The sequence below is a fragment of the Segatella copri genome, from assembly GCF_026015465.1.
GTDB lineage: Bacteria > Bacteroidota > Bacteroidia > Bacteroidales > Bacteroidaceae > Prevotella > Prevotella copri_E.
The window spans coordinates 209,579-231,029 of record NZ_JAPDUQ010000001.1; the positions used below are offsets into that span (position 1 = coordinate 209,579).

The window sequence follows — 21,451 nt, forward strand, 5'->3', positions numbered from 1 at the left end:
GACGCCGCATTGGCTGCAAAAGTACAATAAAAAATCGGGATAAACAAAAAAATCCAAGCAAATATATGATTTGCTTGGATTTTTGTATTCTATTCCTGCCTTGCAGGGAATCTGTATGTTAATAGTCACGTTCGATGAGTTCGAGACACATACGGGAGTTGTGGTAAGGACATTTCCAGAAACCCGCCTTATCATCCTCCTTGTTCACCGTACCATCTTCCAGTATAGCCCAGTGCCACTCACCGTTCTTGTTATCCAGCAGATGCTTGGCTACATAGTTCCAGCAGGAGATGGCAACCAGAAGATTCTCTTCGGTACGGAAATACTGATAGAGGTCGATATGGCCGATGATGTTCTCGCACTGCACCCACCACTGGCGCTGGAGATCATACTTATCTCCATCTTTCCAATGCTCATAAACCATACTGCCATCCGGACGTAAGCCTTCATCTGCTGCATCGGCTATACGACGGATGATGCGCTCTATCTTATGCAGCAATATCTTATCGTCCAAAACCAGCGCGGTTTCGTGGAGCAGCCAGGACGCCTCAATATCATGACCATAGCTCTCGATGTTGCGCTTGCCCTCCCACTCGTCATTGAAGAAGAGATCGAGATGATAAGTCTCCTCGTTCAGAAGCTTATCGGTGAAGATATCGAGCAGATTGCGGATGCTCTTCTCCAGTTCCGGAGTCTTCCATACACGATAAAGATTGGTATATGGCTCGATGATATGCAGATGGGTATTCATCGTACGGGAACCATTCTCATCCTTATCAGAGAGACGCATGTCTGCAATCGGATTCCACTCACGGGTCAAAGCCTCGATATATCCGTTGTTCTCGACATCAAAGGCATGCTTCTCGATGTCATGATACAGAGAGATGGCGATATCCAACGCCTCCTTGTTACCTGTTGCACGGGCATACTCCGAGAAACCATAGATGGCAAAGCCGATGGCGTAAGTCTGCTTCTTGGTATCGAGCGGATTACCCTGATAGTCAACACTCCAGTAGATGCCGCCATATTCCCTGTCGAGGAAATAATCGCGCACATAATCCTTGGCACGGGTGGCAGCCTCAAGATACTCCGGCTTCTTCAAGACACGATAGGCTGCAGAAAACGCCCAGAGGATACGGGCATTCATCACTGCTCCCTTCTCGGCTACAGGATGTACCTGGTCGTTACCGTCTACACGTCCGTAAAAGCCACCATTTTCTTCATCTTTCACTTTCGTTAGCCAATAGCTGAGGATGTTGTTCTCCAGAACATCCCGCATCGTTTCTTTAAGATTTTCCATTTTTCCATTCTTTATAGTGATTATTAGTTATGTTAAAACAATTATTTGCGGATAGGGAACTTCCAGGCAAGCACCATCAGCAGGAAGGCGATGACTGCTGGGAAGAGTGAGAACAATGACCATACCATCGTAAGCACAGAGTCGGTGACACTGGCTGGGTCGATCATCGTATTACCCATCTTATCTGTTATCATGTTGGCACCTGCCCAGCCCAGGAAGAGGGCGATGAGAGAACCGGAAATGGCAGTACCAAACTTTTGGCTCATCGTACCGGAAGAGAAGATAAGACCTGTAGCAGATGTTCCGAAATGCTCGGTATGATAGTCGGCTACATCGGCATACATAGACCACATCAATGGCGAATAGATACCGATACCCATAGAGGTAAGGATAACGATGGCTATCATCACCCAGATATACGACGGATTCATCGGGATGAAGAAGAAGACAACCGAGAGAACCAGACAGAGAGTTGCAGCCCAGAAGAATGCCATGCGCTTGCTGCCTACCAGACGGGTGAACCAAGGAGATACACCACCGAAAATCATACAGGTTACTTCACCGAATGCCATGAAAACGGTATAGTTGATAATCAATCCCTCGATGGTTACATTGCCATGCAGACAGTAATCAAACATATAGCCAGCAACGGCATAGCGGAATCCGTTGAAGAAGTTGGTACACACGGCGATGGCTGTCATATAGAGCCAAGCCTTGTTGTGAACGAGGTCGGCAAACTGCTGGAAAGAGAACTTCTCAGCGCGCTTCGGCTTCAGACGTTCCTTGGTCAGGAGTCCGCAAGCCAATGTCATCACAGCTGCAATAATACCGAGCACGGCACCAATGACAGCATACTGATGAGCGGCAGAACCACCTACCATTTTCTGGAGATAAGGGAAAGAAAGCAGGGTAACGAATCCCATGGCATAAGCACCTACCATACGGAAAGAAGAGAACTGGTTCTTCTCATCATCATCCTCGGTCATCACACCGAGCAATGAGCCGTAAGGCACATTCACCATGGTATATACCGCCATCATCAGCAGATAGAGGGCGTAAGCATAGATTCGCTTGCCCACAGGACCGAAGTCTGGAGTATAGAGCAAGAGGGCGAATATCAATCCGAAAGGAATGGCACCATAGATGAGCCAAGGACGGTAGGTACCGAAACGACTCTGGGTACGGTCGGCAAGAGTACCCATCAGCGGGTCAGTAACCACATCGAACATGCGGGCTACGAGCATCAATACTGCCGCATCCGCAAACGAGAGTCCGAAGACATTTGTAAAAAACAGAGGAAAAGCGATAGACATCACCTTCCATACAATACCACCCGCAGCGGCATCACCCAATGCATAAGCTATTTTTTCTTTTAAACGAGCCATTGTTTTACTTTGAACTTTGAATTTTGAACTTTATGATTAGCAAAAACTATTGAATTCTTCATTCTTCGTTCTTCACTCTTCACTTATTAATATTAAAAAAGGGGATTCGCTCCCCATCTATATCTGATAATACGGATGAGGAGTACGAATCCCTACAATCTTAATACCTGAAACTTATTTACTTAAAGTCTGTTTATTTTTTGCTACCAAAGCCTTGATCTTCTCTACAGAGAACTGAGTACGATAATCATCCTTTGGTGTATTCATGCAGTAGTCTACCAATCGGTCGATGGTAGAAGTTGCCACATGCATGCGGGTATCAGAAGAAGCATAGTAGATGAATACCTTGCCATCCTCATCTGCAATCCAACCATTGGCAAAGACAACATTCATTACATCACCGATATACTCAGGACCCTCCGGTACGAGGAGATATCCGCCTGGTTCTGCAATCACCTTAGTAGGATCCTCAAGAGAAGTCATGTAAATATAGAGCACATAGCGGAGACCGCTGGCACAGCCACGAACACCATGAGCCAGATGCAACCAGCCCTTATCAGTCTTGATAGGATGAGGACCCTCACCGTTCTTCACCTCCTGGATGGTATGATAGTGACGGGCATTGATAATCTTCTCTTCCTTGATTTCGGCATGAGTGATATCATCAACAAGAGCCCAACCGATACCACCACCAGAACCTGTATCGATGAAACCATCCTGTGGACGGGTATAGAAAGCATACTTGCCATCAACGAATTCCGGATGGAGAACCACATTGCGCTGCTGGCTCTTGGTCTTCAAGTCAGGAAGGCGCTCCCAGTTTACCAGGTCCTTGGTACGGGCAATGGCTGCTGTAGCAGTAGCAGCACTGAGGTCGCCAGGCTGATCATCATCATGACGCTCAGCACAGAACACACCATAGATGTAGCCATCCTCATGAGCTGTGAGTCGCATATCATAGATGTTGGTAGCAGGAACCACATCCTCCGGCATGGTGATAGGCTCATCCCAGAAACGGAAGTTGTCAACACCATTAGGACTCTCGGCTACAGCAAAGAAACTCTTGCGGTCAGCACCCTCAACACGAACAACGAGAAGATACTTACCATTCCACTTGATGGCACCCGAATTGAGGGTAGCATTCATCATGATGCGCTGCATGAGATAAGGGTTGCTCTTCTCATCGAAGTCGTAACGCCACTCCAATGGTGTATGTTCTGCGGTGAGGATTGGGTTCTTATACTTTTCGTAGATACCATTTCCCCACTCTACGGGTTCATTCTTACGGCTCAGCAATTCCTCATGATGAGCACGAAGTGCTTTCACTTTGTCTTGAAATGTAGGCATAATATATCTTTTTTTACTTTTTTACCTTTTTACTTTTTTACCTTTAAAATGTCTTTGGCAAAGAGGACTTTCTTTTCCTTCTTGAATGCCTTGAAGTCCTCGACGATGGCTCCATCGCCTACTCCAGGAAGATAGGCCTCTTCCTGAGGCTTATCCCAGGCATTACGCCAGAAGAGAACATAACTCAACTGATACTTCTGAAGTACAGGCCAAAGGGTTTGGGTAAACCAATCCTTCTTGCTGGCGATACCCCTGCAACCCGTTTCGGTGAGGGCAGGAATCTTGCCAACCTTCTTGGCTGCCTCCATCAGCACATCGAGCGTAGCAGCAAGGTTCTGCTGATAGTTGGCATCGTTGTTGTCGAACTCGTAGACGTCAACACCCAGCATATCCACATACTTTTCTCCCGGGAATCGCTCCAGGAATTTTTCTACCGTCTTCTCGTCGCTGAGATTTGGTGACCAAGCCCAAACGATGTTATTGCACCCTGCTTTAGTAAGTATATTTAGGGTTTTTACGTATAATTGGTTATATTGTACAGGTGTGCAACTGCTAGCTCCCCACCAGAACCATCCGCCATTCATTTCATGCCATGGTCGGAAGATGACAGGAACCAGTTTACCATCGTTTGTCTTCAAAGAAAGGATAAAATCGGAAACCTTCTTGAGCCATCCGTCGAACTTCTGTTGCTGGGCGCCTCCATCCAGAATAGCAGCAACAGCATCACCTTTCGGATCCCAGGCATTCTCGCCAGTAACCGGATTCCAAGGATGCCAACTCAAAGTGACGATGCCTCCTCTCTCATTTTGGGCAATGATTTCTTTTCGCATACGATCGAAAGAAACACCATCGAGATTTTCCTTGCTGTCCAACTCTATTTTTCCGAGATCAAAGCCCATCACGGCAGGATAATCACCTGTAGTGAGTAATACATCGCTCTTTCCTTCATCCCATTTCCAAGTAGTACCATACACCGGATCATCCTGATGACCAAGCATGATTCCCTTGTTCAATAATTTTTGCAGTCTGACCTTCAGTTGCTCTGCCGGAGTATTGCAACATTGCTTTTTACCCTTGCAGCAGGAAGTATTGGCAGTCTGGACTGATGTGCCCGTAACGCCATCAACCTGTGCCATTGCTCCTTGCATCGCCATGAGGCAAGCTGCACCAATCAAAATTCTTTTTCCTATCATATATCTATTTCTTTAATTGCTGAATAATCCAAGCCTGCCATTCATCCCACTGCTCCTGATACCAGTAATGACCGGTCATCTGGTACAGACTCAAGGTCTTAGGCGCTTTTACCGAATTATAAAGTCCGTAAGACGATGTTGGGGGAACCACCTCATCATTATAACCGAAACTGTACCAGCCAGGAACAGTGATACGACGAGCGAAGTTGACGCCATCATAATAGCGTGCACCTTCGAGTCTTGCCTTTTCCAAATCCGTAAGTTTCTGCTCTTTCCATGCAGCCCCCAGTGCCTTGTCTTCCTTATAGAAATAGTGAGGCCAGCCGCCTGCAACTCCGTGAATCTCAGCCTCATAATCACACATGGCATCATGAACTGGAGCCAGGAATGTGATACGCTTATCGAGAGCTGCTACAGCGATGGAAAGGAATCCACCCTGTGATGAACCCGTTACGCCGATAGTCTTTCCGTTCCACTCAGGGAGCGAAGCGATATAATCCACGCCACGGACAGCACCGGTTACTACCCGTCTGTAAGCATTGCGATAAGGATTCTCGAGATTGGTATCCCAGTAACCATTCAGTTCGCCGTTGGCAAGATCATCATAAATCTTCTGCTGCATGGTAACAGGAACACCGTGAATACCGATTTCCAGTACGATGCACTCAGCAGGAGCCGTATAAGTATCGCCGGCATAAGGGCGTACACCCGCACCAGGTACACGGAGCAAAGCCGGATACTTACCTTCTTTTACCGGTACACTCAGGATGCCATACATCTTAGAGCCCCATCGGTTGTTGTTATAACTGATTTCATATACATTCTTATCCTTGGTACAACGCTCAGGCAGAAGCACCTTGGTAGGATTGAGGTCATTCTGTCTTGCCTCATCCAGTGCCTTCTTCCAGAAAGCATCGAAATCCTTAGGTTCCTGTGCGAAAGGCTGGATCTTCTCTGGAGAGAAACCTGCCGTGCAAAGTCCCTCGTAATCCTTGCCATCAACATGAGCGATAACCTTGAGGCGGTAGAAGCCCGGTCTGTTCAGACTGCCGCACCATTTCATGGTTCCGTCCTTGAGAGTGGTACTTTTCTTCACCTCCGGAAACATTGCCGGACCGGCTTCATAATCTACCTTCACCTGGTTGAGTAGCGTACCGCTCTTTCTCACATTCACCGTGAAGTTAGCCTTCTCGCCCACCCGGTAATTCCAGTCCTGATGATCAGGAGTTACCGTTACCACGATGTTGTTTCCTCTGATTTGTGCGCTGAGGCTTGAAGTCCCCAGCACACTCATCAGAACACCTATAATTATTAACCTAAAAACATTTGCTATACGATGATTCATATTGTCGTTGGTAATCTTGTTAGTTAAACATTCTGTTTTACGGTTGCAAAGTTAGGCATAATTTCCGATATATTCGTGTATTATTTTGCTGAATAAACATACTTTGTTGCAAAGGCAGAAAAATATTCGAAAATATCTGAAAAAAGAAATAAGAATTGATGCACATCAAGTCAGAAAAAGCAAAGAAAACGACAAAACACACACTCTATTTAACGCAAGAATTGACCGAAAACACCCAAAGATCAATTAATAAAGCACAAAAGGTTATGACAATTCATATAATAAATAATGTACGCGTACCTTATATATAATAGACATATAACTCATTGGCGGAATTAAAATTCGCCTAAAAATTAGTATCTTTTATGGAGAAAAAGTTGTGCATCTCGCTGATTTTTAGTAACTTTGTGGTGTCAAAACATAAAGTTATAATCTTTCACGCTATGCACAACTTGTATGCAAATTTCGTAAAAATTCTTGAGATATGCAAGAATTTCTCCATAAATTTAGTTAATGAGCTAGGAAATATTCCTCGCCCAGGAGTCGTCCCACGTTTTTCAGACCTCGAAGTTGTTGCTTTGAGCTTAACTGCTGAGCATCTAAGTATCGACAGTGAAAACAACTTGTTCGACAGACTGAAGGAGTATAAGACTGAAATGCCAAACCTGATTTCTCGACGTCAATTTAATGACCGCCGAAAATTCACAGCGGAATTATGCGAGACGATTCGTAAGCGCATTGCATCAAAGATGGATGGCGCAGAAGAATATTTCTGCATTGATTCCAAACCGATAGAGGTATGCCGTTTGTCCAGAGGATTGCGTTGCAAGATGAAAGGAACAGACGTGACAAACTCTCCAGCATTTGGCTATTGTGCCACTCAGAAGATATACTATTATGGATTTAAACTCCACGCAGTCTGTGGGTTAAGTGGAGTTATCCACTCGTATGATTTGAGTCCAGCTAATGTTCATGACATTCATTTTCTTAAAGATGTTAAGTTTCAATTTCATGACTGTTGCATCCTAGGTGATCGTGCTTACCTCAGTGCAGAACTACAGCAAGACCTGTTTTCTTCTGTAGGCATTAAGTTGGAAGTTCCATATCGTCTGAATATGAAGAATTGGAGACCAACATTCAAGCCTTATGCAAAGGCGAGAAAGAGAATCGAGACCAATTTCTCTCAACTTTGTGATCACTTCATGCTCTTCAGAAATTACGCAAAGCAAACACCAGGACTGTTTACCCGAATCATCGGGAAAATTAGCGCATTCACTGTCTTGCAATATATAAATTATGTAAACAATAGACCGATTGGCAGGGTTAAATATGCGCTAAACTAATTCCGCCAACAGGTAGACATATAATAGAATAACCAATATAAATCAACCATCAAGTAAATAAATTGTAACGCTAACACTTAATCTTTAATAAATATGACGAAAATTACATTTTATTTTCAATAAAGCAGAAAAGTATTAGTAATCAGCAAAATATGTACAAGCTATTTTGCAAAAAATAGCTATCTTTGCAGCAGATTTACAAAATAGCCTAAAGGTTTAGAATAAACAATATAAAACAAATAAATATAATCACAACAATGGAAAAAGCAAATGCAACCTAGAGCTAGCCTCTAGCCCTTTCTTCTCATCAGAAAAAGATGACGAAGGAATAATCAGAGAGCACTAATCCGTTTTGGATTCTTTCCCGTATCGATCATATAAGTGAAAGAGCCAAACTGTTTTAACCAACTAACAAAAATTGTATGAACTTTAAAAGTAGAGAAAAGTTGCTTGCTAGTGTAGCTGCCCTGAGTCTTCTCGGCATCTCCCCTCAGCAAACTTTCGCAGCCCAGATCACAACGAATCAGGCTGTGCAACAGACCAAGAAGATTACTGGTAACGTATCCGATGCAATGGGTCCTATCATCGGTGCAACAGTAAAAGTGAAAGGCACAAAAAATGCCGCAGTGACAGACTTTGATGGTAACTACACACTGAATGTAGGTGCCGGACAGACTGTAGAGGTAACTTACGTAGGCTATGTTACCAAAACTTTCAAAGTAGGAGGCCAGAGCAAGTACGACATCACTTTGGTAGAAGACAACAACAGTCTTGACGAGGTGGTAGTTGTAGGTTATGGTACCATGAAGAAGAGCGACCTCGCTGGTGCTTCTGCTTCCATGGATGAAAAGACATTGAAGCAGACTCCTATCACCAACGTAGACCAGGCATTCCAGGGTAAGATTTCCGGTGTGAACGCTGTCCAGACTTCCGGTCAGCCAGGTTCTGCCGTAGCCGTTAGCGTTCGTGGTATCGCTACCATCAACGCCAACTCAGAGCCATTGTACGTTGTAGATGGTGTCATCTTCAACTCCCAGAGCAACAGTGGTTCATCACTCGGTTTGGGTGACAAGCTCGGTAATGGTTCTCACTCTGCAGTATCTCCATTGTCTTTGATCAACCCTAGCGATATCGTCAGCATGGAAGTGTTGAAGGATGCTTCTGCTACCGCCATTTATGGTGCACAGGGTGCCAATGGTGTCGTTTTGATTACTACTAAGAAGGGTAAGGCAGGCGAAGCTAAGTTTACCTATACCGGTAGCGTAGCTGCAAGCCGACAGAGCAAGCGCCTGGATATCATGAACTTGCGCGAGTTTGCAGAATATTACAACGATCTGGCTAACCAGGGCGAAATCTCCAAGCCAGACCCAGTATATAGCGATCCATCAATCCTCGGTATCGGTACCAACTGGCAGGATGCTATTTTCCAGACAGCATGGCAGCAGTCTCACCAGATTGCCGCAGAGGGTGGTACAGATAAGGTAAACTACTATATTTCAGGCAACTGGACAGACCAGGATGGTACCATCATCGGATCTGAATTCCAGCGCTACTCTATGCGTGTGAACCTCTCTGCACAGTTGAAGAAGTGGTTCAAGCTCGGCTTGAACGCAACTTATTCAAAGACAGCAGAAAGCTTGAAGCTGGCAGACGGTGCAGAAGGTTTGATCAACTACTCATTGACTACACCTCCAGATATCCAGATTTACAATATTGATGGCGGCTACTCAAGCGTATCTAAGGAAGGATTCACCAATCCTAACCCTATCGCCATGGCTATGGAAGACGATATTCTGCTCGACCGCCAGAGCTTAAACGGTAGTGTCTTTGCAGATATCACCCTGATGAAGGGCTTAACCTGGCATAGCCAGTTGGGTTTCGATATCGGTGCATCCAAGGCAGAGACCTACAACCCGATGATTGACCTCGGTACCTGGAAGCGTCAGAGCAACCAAAGCCGTCTGCAGAAGAACAGCAATACCTTCTGGTCATTGAACAACTATCTGCAATATTCTACAACTATCGGCAAACATAGTATCACAGCTATGCTCGGACAGGAGTGCTGGGAATCAAAATATGACTATGTATCAGCATTCAACACCAATCTTCCTAACGATGTAGTTCACAACCCAGCATTGGGCCAGGGCGACCCACAGATTGGTTCAGGTTGGGGAAGTTCATCTATGGCTTCCTTCTTCACCCGTGAGACTTACAACTACGACGACCGTTACCTCGCTACCTATACTTATCGTTATGATGGTAGTTCCAACTTCGGTCCAAACAACCGTTGGGCAGGTTTCCATTCATTGGCTTTGGGTTGGCGTTTCACCAACGAGCAGTTCATGAAGAGCATCAAGTGGTTGAGCAATGGTAAGTTGCGTCTCGGTTGGGGTCAGACAGGTAACTCCAATATCGGTGGTTACAAGTGGGGTTCTGCGATGAGCACCATGGATACAGCCCTGGGTACCAGTTTCCGTCCTGCCAACCTGAAGAACCTTGACATCAAGTGGGAGACTCAGGAGCAGTGGAACGTAGGTCTCGACCTCAGTTTCTTCAACAGCCGTGTGAACCTGACCGTAGACTGGTACAAGAAGATAAGTAAGGACATGCTGATGCAGCTCAACCTGCCTTCCATCATGGGTACCAGCGGTAATGCATCTTCAGCCCTCGCTGCACCATACGGAAACTATGGCGACATCGAGAACACCGGTCTTGAGATTGCCCTCAACACCCACCCTATCGTCACCAAGGACTTCGACTGGAGTTCAGACGTCACCATCTCTATCAACAAGAACAAGTTGAAGAGTCTTTCCGGCAGTACCGCATTGCTCGGTAAGGGACAGTGGAGCGACGTTGTTTCCCGTTCTGCACCAGGCGAATCACTCTACAACTTCTACGGTTACGTAGTAGAGGGAGTATATAAGGATTACAACGATATCATCAGTTCTCCAGTACAGACCCTGCAGAAGAACAACCCAATCTCTGTAACAACAGATGCAGATGGCACCAAGCACTATGCATGGATTGACGACCCATCTAAGTTCAGCCGCAGCAACACCACCTATGTAGGTGACTTGAAGTACAAGGATATCAACGGCGATGGTATCATCGACGAGAATGATAAGACCAACATCGGTTCTCCACTGCCAAAGTGGACCTTCGGATGGAACAATACCTTCCGCTACAAGAACTTCGACCTGAATATCTTCATCAATGGTTCTGTAGGCGCCAAGGTAGCCAACTATCTGAACATGAAGATGACTCACATGAACTCTCCATGGAGCAACCAGTTGAAAGATGTCAACAAGCGAGTTCACCTCGTAGCCAAGGATGGTAACCAGACTGGTAACTGGTATGACAACATCTCTAATCTGACCGTTGACAATCCAAACTCGATGTACCCACGTGCATCCATCAACGACCCTAACGATAACGACGCATTCAGCGACCGTTATATCGAGGATGGTTCATACCTCCGCTTGAAGAGCATGGCTCTGGGATACACATTCGACCAGAAGCTCATCCAGAAGATTGGTCTGACCAATCTCCGACTGACTCTCACAGCATCTAACCTCTTCACCATCACCGGTTACAGCGGTTACGACCCAGAGGTAGGTCTCTCTACTCAGAGTGCGAATGTATATGGTCTGGATTTCGGTCGCTACCCTTCTCCAACCACCGTTACATTTGGTTTGAACTTATCATTCTAATATCCAAAACGAACAGTTATGAAATTTAAGAATATTAAATATACAGCATTTGTAATGCTCCTCGGTATGGGAATGACCTCTTGCGGAGACTTCCTTGACAAACCTGTAGAGGACAATTACAACACAGAGAACTATTACAACGGTGATGCTTCCTGCATCTCGGGCGTAAACTATCTCTCTAACTCACCTTGGTATGATTTCCAGCGTGGTTTCATCAAGGTTGGTGAGGTTATGTCGGGTAATATGTATTGGGGCTCAAGCCCTTACATGAACTTCAGTACCAATGGTACCGATGAGGACCTGGTAAACATGTCTTACTCACTCTGGGCAGAGATTGGTCACTGCAGTACCGTTTACGAATCATTGAAGAACGCCATCAACACCTCAGAAAAGGTAAAAAACCAGTGCATGGGCGAGTGTCTTGCCTGGAAGGCGATGGCATACTTTTATCTGGTACGTACCTTCGGCGATGTGCCTATCATCCACAGCAACTCAGAAAGTCTTGGTAAAGGTGACTACAATAGTGTTAGCAAGGTAGAGAAAGCTGATGTTTATGAATATATCATCATGACCCTGGAAAAGGCGATGGAGCTTCTTCCTAAGGAAAAGAGCACTTCGGGTCGCATCGACTACTACTGTGCAGAAGGTCTGCTCAGTAAGGTTTATCTGACCAAGGCTGGTGTTTCCGGCACCTTGAACCAGGAAGATTTGAAGAAAGCTGCCGAATATTCAAAGGATGTCATCGAGAACTCAGGCAGAGGACTGATGGAGCACTACGAGGACATCTTCCGTGGCTCTAACCAGTTCTGCGACGAAATTCTGATTGCATGGCGCTGGACAGTAGGTACTCAGTGGACTTCTCAGAACACCCTCCAGAGCGACTTGGCTCCAGAAGGTTTCGATGAGAATGGTGACTGCTGGGGCGGTTGGGGCGGTCCATCTATCGATTTGATGGAAGCCTTCGGTGTATCTCCTAAGGATGATCCAGCAAACCGTGTAGATCCTGACCACCGTCGTAAGGCAACCATCATGATGCCAGGCGATGTATATTCTTACTTCTGGAGAGACCACGACCTTCCTGCCAATGCACAGAAGGACGGTCTAAAGAAAGGATTCTCTTACCTGGATTTCTGGTATAACAAGGGTTACAATGCAGCTGCAACTGGTCAGTGCCAGGGTCCTTGCGGTGGTAGCAACGTGAAGCACCTCTATGGTGACAACTATGACCACAAGGAAGAATTGGGCATCACTCCAACCCGTATGTCTAATGCTCTCCCTACTCCACTCCTCCGTTTGTCAGACATTTATCTGATTTATGCAGAGGCACAGGTACAGATGGGTAACAATACCGATGCACTTGCCCTGGATTGCTTCAACAAGGTTCGTGGCCGTGCATACGAGTGGCAGGGATTCGTAAGAAAGACCTCTCTTACATTCGATGACATCTGGAAGGAGCGCCGCCTGGAGTTTGCTGGTGAGGGCGACCGCTGGTACGACTATGTACGCCGTGCATACTACGATGTAGATAGCTGCATCAAGGAATTGAAGGCACAGCACCGCAATGCTATGTGGAATTGCGATGCAGTTTACAAGGCATACTACAACAATGGCACATGGGACAGCTCTGAGATGCAGTATGATGAGAATACACCAGCACCTAACGTAACAGCCAACAGCTTTACATTGCCATTCCCAACAGAGGATGTAGCCCTGAACCCTAACCTGGGTAGCAATGCTACTCCAATCCATGTAGATGTACGTAACACATATAGTTATTAATCAATTAAGAGAATTTCATTATGAATATCAAGAATATAAATGGGGCTTTATTCGCCATGGCACTTGTTGCAGCCAGCGCAGGATTCACTTCTTGCGAGGACGAGCCAGACAAGTATGAAGTTGCAGGCGGAACTCCTACCATCGATTATGTTCGCCCTGTGGATGCTGCCAGCAAAGACTCACTGCTTACTGGTGCATCTCTCAACAATACCATCTGTATTGTGGGTAGAAACCTGAAAAGTGTGACCAAGATCAACTTCAACGACCAGGCAGCAGTCCTGAACACCAGTTACATGACGGACAACACCATCATCGTAACCGTGCCAAAGGCTATCCCTAACGAGGTAAGTGATAAGATCTACTTCATCACCAGCAAGCAGGACACCGTGGCTTACGATTTCAAGACCATCGTGCCAGCTCCAACCATCAACAGCATGAGCAACGAGTGGGCAGCTCCAGGCGAAGAAGTAACCATCAAGGGCGACTACTTCCTGGATTACGACAACAGTCATCTGACTATCAAGGTGGGTGATAACTACACCATTCCTTACGAGGACCTGAAGATCAGCCAGAACAGCATCCGCTTCAACATGCCAGAGGATATGCCTAAGCACGAGCCTATCACCATCACAACCATCAACGGTACTACCAAGGCTGGTTTCCGCTATATGGACAACCGCGGTATGCTCTTCGACTTCGATACTCCTTGGAAGGAAGGTGGAGATGTATTGGGCAACAATGGTTGGCACAATCGAACCATCACATCCGATGGCACATCACTCTCTGGCAACTACATGGTTCTCGGTGAGACAGCCATGGGCGCAGATGGTGGCTGGAACGACGGTAACTTCTCGTTCGAGTACTGGCCAGGAAGCTGGCAGGACCCAGAGACCTACTCCAGCCGTCCACGTATGCAGGATCTTGCAGACTTCAGCGATTGGAAGAACATGAGCCTGAAGTTTGAGATGTGCATACCAAAGGACAACGGTTGGTCGGCTGCACCTATGCAGATTTACTTTGGTAGCGTAAGCCAGGTTTCCAATGGTGGTGCAGGTGTACAGGATATCTATGGCAACGTATTGGCAGGAGCAAACAACACCTTCTTCCGCGAACAGGGTAAGTTGGCACGTGCCCTCTACATGCCATGGCAGAATACAGACGACAAGACATATAACACCGAAGGTAAGTGGGTAACCGTAACCATTCCATTGGCAGACTTCGTTTATGACTACGATGGCAACAAGGGATTGAGCTATACAGGTGTGAACGACTTCAGTGCCTTCAACATCTTTATTGTCAAGGGTGCTTACAACGATGCCAGCGTATTGCCTATCGGTGTGGATTGTAACCCAATCATCAAGATTGACAACATCCGTGTGGTTCCAAACAAATAAACTTATAATCTGAATTGATATGAAAAAGATAAGCAAAATATTCGCCATGTTGGTGGTAGCCCTCGTAGGGCTATCGCTGACAGCGTGCAGCGACGGAGATGATCTCTCTACCGATCAGTACGGCAACGACATCTCCCTCCAGTCATTCGGTCCATGCCCAGTGCTCCGTGGCGGTACCTTATATCTCTATGGTACCAATCTGGACCAGATTGAGTCTGTCAACCTTCCAGGTGCTGACCCTATCACCGCATACGAGACTCTCCAGAGCGGTAAGCAGAGTAAGATTTCCATCCAGGTTCCTGCCGAGAAATGCGAACCGGGTCAGATTGTCCTGAAGACCAAGAAGGGTGGCGAGATCACATCCGTATCTCCTATCACCTATCGTGAGGACATCGAAATCACCAAGTTCTTCGTAGGTAGCGAAGGTACTATGGTAGGTAATGTTGGCGACGTAGTAACCATCAAGGGTGATTACCTCAACCTGATGCATGGTGTGATTTTCGCAGGCAGCGATACCATCAAGGAAGCTGAATTTGAAAGCCACGACCGCTATACCATCCAGGTAAAGATTCCGGCAGAGGCTCGTACAGGTGTCATCACATTGACAGACGCCACCAAGGACGGTACTTCCCTGGAGACCAAGGAAGAGTTGACCATCAATACTCCAGAGGCTACTCCTATCAAGGACCGCAACATCAAGGCTGGCGAAATTCTCAGCATCAAGGGTACTTCATTCGACCAGATTGTCAGCGTGAAGTTTGAGGGCGCTACTGTAAATGCAGCCGACTTCAAGTCACAGAGCGTAGCAGAGATTACTGTTGCTGTTCCTGCCAAGGCTACAGACGGTACCTTCTATGTAGTAACCAAGAGCGGTATCGAGGTTCCTGTAGGCAACATCATTACCGTAGTTCCTACCCAGCTCGTTGCAACACCTAACCCAGTGAAGAATGGTGCAGAACTCACCATTACCGGTAAGGATATGGATCTGATTACAGGCATTGCATTCCCTAATGCTGCAGCATCTCAGCTCAACAAGGTAGAGACAACCAAGGTAACTGCCACTGTTCCAGAGGATGCACAGGAGAAAACCAAGGACGCCAATGGCATCATCCTGAGTCTCGCCAACGGCAAGACTGTAACAGTAGCCTATACTTTGGTGAAGCCAACCGTAGCTTCTTGCACACCAGCAGCTATCACAGCTGGCGATAAGACCATCATCAAGGGTACAGATCTCGACCTCGTAGCAAGCATCACCTTCCCTGGCGATGTAGAACAGACCGTTGAGAAATTTGCAGCTCAGAATGCCAATGCCATCGCAGTAACAGTTCCTGCAGCATGCGCCGGTACAGGCTTCAAGCTCAACCTGAAGAATGGTACAACCATAGAGGTGAAGAAGGATGCATTGAGCATCAAGGCAGCTACCGATCCAGCTATCGCTTCTATCACTCCTGGAGAAGCTACAGCAGGTTCAACCATCACCATCACTGGCAAGAACTTCCAAAACATCCAGAACCTCTATATCGGTTCTTACAAGGTAAACCGCTATACTTCTCGTACCAATACAGAGATTGTATGCCAGGTTCCTGCCAATGCAGAAGTTGATACCTACAAGATCGTGATGGAAGACCCAGACGGCAACAAGATTGAAGGTCCTGAGTTCAAGGTGGTTCCTGCAGAAAAGGATATCGCAGAACTTGTAACGAATATGGATAATGGGAAAATAACATATCCATTTGATTTCTCATGGTCAAGTGGCAGTGGAAAATTCTATTTGACCAAAGAAGTATTTGAAAAAGTAAAGGTAAAAGTTGGTTCTAAGTTGATTGTGTACAAAGACCCTACCGTCAAGGGACAAGTACAAATCAATAAGAATGAAAATGGTTGGCCAAATATAACAACTATTGCAGACTGGAATCCTTCAGAACGTAAACTTGAATATGTTTTTGATGAAACAGCTGTAGAAGTTGCTAACTCATGTGGCTTTGCTATTCAGGGCGACTTGACAGGAGTTACCAAGATTGTTATCCTCCCATAAGATAGATATATTTAACATAAAAAAAGCATTTATGTGAAATATAATTTGTAAATTTGTGGCGTAGTTATATTAACTGCGCCACATTTTTGATTTTAACCAAAACATTAACCCGATATGAAGAAAATAGCATTATCCTTACTGGTAGCTCTCAGCTGCATCTCAGCCAAAGCTGCCGATGGCAAGTCGCTGTTTGTTTCATTCAACGATGGAAGCAGGATAGAGTTTGCACTGAGCACTCTACCGGAAGTGACCTTCGGGAATGACAAGATGACCGTGACTTCAACTGCCACTACTGCCTGTTACGAACTGTGGAAGGTTTCTACCTTCACCTACGGTACCACTACGGGCATCCAGCAAATTGAAGCCAACAGTAAGTTTGCCTTCGAAGGTGACCGCCTCATCGTAGACGGCACCCGCAACCAGGTGAGTGCCTTTGCTCTCGACGGAAAGGCAGTAAATCTCTCTCCGGTCATCGCAGGCGACAAGACCATCATTTCTCTTGATGGTTTAACCCACGGCGTATACATCATCAAAATCAATAACAAATCCATCAAAGTAGCAAGACAATGAAAAAGATATTACTCTCACTTCTGGCAGTAATGATTTCATTCACTGCCTTAGCACAAACTGATGGTGACAAGATTACCATCAACAATTCGGAAGGAAAGCAAGCTGAATGGAATCTGACTGGCGAAAGCAATACCATCAGCAGCATGAAGCACAATGCCAACAACCAACTGGAAATTTATGTGAAAGGCTTTGAAGAATTCGGTGCTTTCGAAACCTACGACATCAACAAGATTAACAATGTTGTCTTCTCTATCTATCACGAAAGCGAAGTAGGCGATGTGAATCTCGCTGACCCTGCTGCTACAGAAAAGACCAAGCGTCTATACAAATATCTGCAGCTGAATTATGGCAGCAAGACCATCTCTTCGGTCATCGCCTACGTCAACTGGAACACCCAGGAAGCAGACAAAATCTATAAGGCAACAGGCAAATATCCTGCCATGAACTGCTATGATTTTATCCATATCTATGTTCCTAAGCAGGGTTCTAGCAGATGGATCAACTACAACGACATCACCCCTGTTACCAACTGGGCAGACCAGGGCGGACTGGTATCGCTGATGTGGCACTTCAACGTGCCTAAGACAGAAAACACCACTCCGGGAACAGATGGTAGCGGTGTGACCTGCACCCCATCCGAAACCACCTTTAAGGCAGCCAACGTATTGACGGCAGGCACTTGGGAGAACAAATGGTTCTATCAGGAGATGGACAAGGTGGTGGAAGTTCTGCAGAAGTTGCAGGATGCAGGCGTTGTTGCCGTTTGGCGTCCTTTCCATGAGGCTGCCGGTAATGCCTGTCTGAAATCTGGTGCCAGCTGGGGCAAATCCTGGTTCTGGTGGGGATATGATGGTGCTGAAACTTACAAAAAGCTTTGGCAAACCATGTTTGATTACTTCCAGAACAAGGGAATCCACAACCTGATTTGGGCTTGGACTACACAGAACTACAATGGCGATGCCAATACCTATGACAATGATGCCGACTGGTATCCCGGCGACAAGTATGTAGATATCATCGGTCGCGACCTCTACGGTTATGATGCTGCCAAGCAGGCTCAGGAGTTCAAGGAGATTCAGGCACGCTATCCTGGTAAACTCATCGCTCTGGCTGAGTGCGGAACTGATGCCAAAAACAATACAGCTACAGCAGGTATTGACGAAGCTTGGAACGCTGGCGCGAAATGGAGTTTCTTCATGCCTTGGTATGGAAGCAACATGCCATCCAACGACTGGTGGAAGGCAGCATTGAGCAGCAAGAACGTGATTACCCGTGACCAGGTGAACCTGAATGCCAACTACGTAGAGGAAAGCGCAGTAGATGCTGTGAAGAACATGGGCATCGGTACCAATTTCGGCAACTGCACAGATGTGGTAGCCATGTGGATGAACATGAACAGCAATTCTGTTACTGATTTCGAGAAAGCTTGGGGACAGGAGCCAACGACCAAACCGATGGTAGATTTCCTGAAGAAGAACGGTTTTAATTCCGTCCGCATCCCCGTTACCTGGTTCCAGCACATGAAGGCAGACGGAACCGTGGATGAAGCCTGGATGAACAGAATACAGGAAATCGTTGATTACGTGATTGATAACGGTATGTACTGCATCCTGAATGTTCACCATGATACAGGTGCAGACGATAAGGATGTGAAGCACTGGATCAAGGCTGATGAAGCCAACTATAAGGAGAACAAGGAGAAGTTTGAATATCTCTGGACCCAGATTGCCACCCGTTTCAAGAACTACGACCATCATCTGGTGTTCGAAGGTTACAACGAAATGCTTGATGCCGACAACACCTGGAATGCACCAAAGAATGCTAGCAGCTACGTAGGTTTGAACGGATATGCCCAGAGTTTCGTGAATGCAGTACGTGCTACCGGTGGCAACAACGAGACCCGCAACCTCATCGTCAATACCTATGCAGCAGCTAGCGGAGACGAGGTTTTGAACAACCTCACTATCCCTACCGACAAGGTAGAAGGTCACATCGCTGTAGAGGTTCACACCTATGCTCCATGGGACTGGTTTACCAAAGGCAAATGGGATGCTTCCTGTAGCAAGGAAATCGCAGATATGTTCACCCGTCTGAATAGCAAGTTCATCAGCAAGGGCATCCCTTGCATCATCGGTGAATACGGTACTCACGGAAGCAAGAGTGTCAGCAAAAACAGTTCTGCCAGCGAGATTCAGGCTGCTGCCGACCAGGCTGCCGACATCGTGAAGCAGGCAAAGGCATACGGCGTAGCGACCTTCTACTGGATGAGCATCTTCACTGAGAAAGACAGAACGGTTCCTCAGTGGACACTCCCTACAGTAGTGGAAGCTATGAAAAAGGCTTATAATGAATAACAAATTATGAGAATCAAATATATTATATTGATGTTCGCGGCCCTCCTGGCTTTCTCTTCATGCGGTGAGAAGAAAAAGAAAGCGTATGACGAGATTGCCATGAGCGGTCTCACAACCCGCACAGAGAATCTGAAAACCAACATCAAGGCGTATGCCAACAAAGGTACGCTGATAGGCCAGATGTATGGAACCTTAACCGGAATAGGCTGGAATCGCTGGCAATGTGACAGCGACCGATGCGACTTGAAAACTCTCTGCGGTTACCGTCCGGCAGCCAATGGCTATGAACTTGCCGGCATCGAGAGCGGAAAGCAGCAGAATGCAGATGGAGTTCCTTTCAAGGCTATCCGGGAAGATGTGCTGAAACACTTCCGTAAGGGAGGCTTACTCATCATGAACTGGACAATGCCTGATTATAACGGCAATGATGATATGCTGGAGGAATATACCAAACAGGTTGCCAAATATCTTGATACCCTGCAAGATGGTTATGGTATCAAAGCACCTGTAGTACTCAATCTTCTTCCTATAGATGGTAAGACATGGTACTGTAAACTCAGCAAAGACGACTATATCAGTCTTTACAAGAAGATACAGGATCTCTTGGATGACGAGGATGTAACGAATGTAGTTTATAGTTATTCTGAAACCTACCAGCCGGGCAAGCATCTGATGGATCGCTATCCGGACAACAAGATTGATGTGATCAACGTGACATATCTGCAAAGCAAAAATGCCATCGACCTCCCACTCTACCAGAAGAGCATCAAGGAGATTGTGAAGCAGGCTCTGCCTTTTGCCCAAGACCACAACAATGCCTTCGGACTGACAACAGGAGTAGAATCTATTGGTGATTCCAGTGTTTTTTCAGAGACATTGCTTACAGTACTCAAGCAGCATCACATAGCTTACCTGATGTTTGGAAGAAACCAGGGAGAACCGATTGAGGAGCATTACTATACTCCATATCCTGGTGTATCGAACAAGAAGACTCATGGGTTCATGGAAATGATAAATGATGAAGTTTGTGTTTTCCTGGAAAAGCTAAACGGACTATATCTTGAACATTAATCAATGTTCGAAACGGATAAAATCAAAAAGAGAGGGCATTCACATACCCTCTCTTTTCTTTTCAACAAACTAAAAATATAACTCTATACTATTTCTGAACGTACTTTTTACCGTTCTTGATTACTACACCCTTATAAGATGCATCAACCTGCTGACCAGCGAGGTTGTAAACCGGAGCATTCTTAGCAGCTGGAGCTACAAGCGCATTTGATATATTAGCTGGAGTATTGTCTACCAATAATACATAAGCGTGAACTAACTTGCATTCATTATAGATATTGAAAGTTACACCACCCTTATGAGATTCACCATCAACATAAGCATCTGTACCATTTTTGGCAGCCTTCTTGAAATCACCAACAGTAACAAAGATATCAAAATTCTTACCATCAAGCTGCTTTCAATTCATAGGTTGGACTCCAATTATCAGAATTGGCAAATCCACCAATATCCCAACCATTGCGAGACACATAAGGATCTGTCGTATTCTCGAAGCTTAGTTTCACCTTTGTATCATCAGCATATTTATCAAATTCTGAAGCCAAAATAGTATGACCTTCAACCAATGTCAATTCAACCTCAGTCTGCTTAAACAGTTTCACCATCCTTCACATTGTTGCTTGGC

15 protein-coding genes are annotated in these 21,451 nt (G+C 46.0%); 8 read left to right on the forward strand and 7 right to left on the reverse strand.

What is annotated here, in order from left to right; translation table 11 throughout:
* Positions 1 to 118: 118 nt before the first annotated feature.
* From ONT08_RS00945 to ONT08_RS00965, 5 genes are all read right to left on the reverse strand, one after another.
* Positions 119 to 1,300, reverse strand: coding sequence for an AGE family epimerase/isomerase (locus ONT08_RS00945; RefSeq protein ID WP_264958796.1), 1,182 nt, complete (start codon positions 1,298 to 1,300; stop codon positions 119 to 121).
* A 41-nt stretch (positions 1,301 to 1,341) separates the two neighbouring features.
* Positions 1,342 to 2,685, reverse strand: coding sequence for an MFS transporter (locus ONT08_RS00950; RefSeq protein ID WP_118139177.1), 1,344 nt, complete (start codon positions 2,683 to 2,685; stop codon positions 1,342 to 1,344).
* 174 nt (positions 2,686 to 2,859) lie between these two features.
* The gene (locus ONT08_RS00955; RefSeq protein ID WP_264958798.1) at positions 2,860 to 4,032 is read right to left on the reverse strand and encodes a glycoside hydrolase family 130 protein; all 1,173 of its coding nucleotides are present in this window, start codon (positions 4,030 to 4,032) and stop codon (positions 2,860 to 2,862) included.
* Between the two features lie 29 nt (positions 4,033 to 4,061).
* A complete protein-coding gene (locus ONT08_RS00960) occupies positions 4,062 to 5,225 on the reverse strand; it encodes a glycoside hydrolase family 26 protein (RefSeq protein WP_264958800.1) in 1,164 nt (387 codons plus the stop codon).
* 4 nt (positions 5,226 to 5,229) lie between these two features.
* Entirely contained in the window at positions 5,230 to 6,519 is a 1,290-nt protein-coding gene (locus ONT08_RS00965) for an acetylxylan esterase (protein ID WP_264959552.1), read from the reverse strand.
* Between the two features lie 416 nt (positions 6,520 to 6,935).
* Here ONT08_RS00965 and ONT08_RS00970 point away from each other — a divergent pair, with 416 nt between their 5' ends.
* From ONT08_RS00970 to ONT08_RS01005, 8 genes are all read left to right on the forward strand, one after another.
* A complete protein-coding gene (locus tag ONT08_RS00970) occupies positions 6,936 to 7,913 on the forward strand; it encodes an IS982 family transposase (protein WP_118201933.1) in 978 nt (325 codons plus the stop codon).
* Between the two features lie 422 nt (positions 7,914 to 8,335).
* Positions 8,336 to 11,623 (forward strand): SusC/RagA family TonB-linked outer membrane protein, encoded by a 3,288-nt coding sequence (locus ONT08_RS00975; protein ID WP_264958803.1) that lies wholly within the window; start codon positions 8,336 to 8,338, stop codon positions 11,621 to 11,623.
* An 18-nt stretch (positions 11,624 to 11,641) separates the two neighbouring features.
* Entirely contained in the window at positions 11,642 to 13,402 is a 1,761-nt protein-coding gene (locus tag ONT08_RS00980; protein ID WP_264958805.1) for a RagB/SusD family nutrient uptake outer membrane protein, read from the forward strand.
* Between the two features lie 20 nt (positions 13,403 to 13,422).
* The gene (locus tag ONT08_RS00985) at positions 13,423 to 14,796 is read left to right on the forward strand and encodes a glycan-binding surface protein (RefSeq protein ID WP_264958807.1); all 1,374 of its coding nucleotides are present in this window, start codon (positions 13,423 to 13,425) and stop codon (positions 14,794 to 14,796) included.
* Between the two features lie 19 nt (positions 14,797 to 14,815).
* Complete coding sequence (locus ONT08_RS00990) at positions 14,816 to 16,831, forward strand: IPT/TIG domain-containing protein (RefSeq protein WP_264958810.1); 2,016 nt, start codon at positions 14,816 to 14,818, stop codon at positions 16,829 to 16,831.
* A gap of 114 nt (positions 16,832 to 16,945) precedes the next feature.
* The gene (locus ONT08_RS00995; RefSeq protein WP_264958812.1) at positions 16,946 to 17,401 is read left to right on the forward strand and encodes a T9SS C-terminal target domain-containing protein; all 456 of its coding nucleotides are present in this window, start codon (positions 16,946 to 16,948) and stop codon (positions 17,399 to 17,401) included.
* Positions 17,398 to 19,755 (forward strand): cellulase family glycosylhydrolase, encoded by a 2,358-nt coding sequence (locus tag ONT08_RS01000; RefSeq protein ID WP_264958814.1) that lies wholly within the window; start codon positions 17,398 to 17,400, stop codon positions 19,753 to 19,755. The genes ONT08_RS00995 and ONT08_RS01000 overlap by 4 nt, the downstream gene beginning before the upstream one ends.
* Positions 19,756 to 19,761: 6 nt before the next feature.
* On the forward strand, positions 19,762 to 20,826 hold the full coding sequence (locus ONT08_RS01005) for a hypothetical protein (protein ID WP_264958816.1): 1,065 nt from the start codon (positions 19,762 to 19,764) through the stop codon (positions 20,824 to 20,826).
* Between the two features lie 88 nt (positions 20,827 to 20,914).
* Here the strand turns inward: ONT08_RS01005 and ONT08_RS01010 are convergent, their stop codons facing one another.
* Together ONT08_RS01010 and ONT08_RS01015 are read right to left on the reverse strand one after the other, a co-directional pair.
* A complete protein-coding gene (locus ONT08_RS01010) occupies positions 20,915 to 21,064 on the reverse strand; it encodes a hypothetical protein (RefSeq protein WP_264958818.1) in 150 nt (49 codons plus the stop codon).
* Between the two features lie 151 nt (positions 21,065 to 21,215).
* Positions 21,216 to 21,431 (reverse strand): hypothetical protein, encoded by a 216-nt coding sequence (locus ONT08_RS01015; protein ID WP_264958820.1) that lies wholly within the window; start codon positions 21,429 to 21,431, stop codon positions 21,216 to 21,218.
* Positions 21,432 to 21,451: the final 20 nt, after the last annotated feature.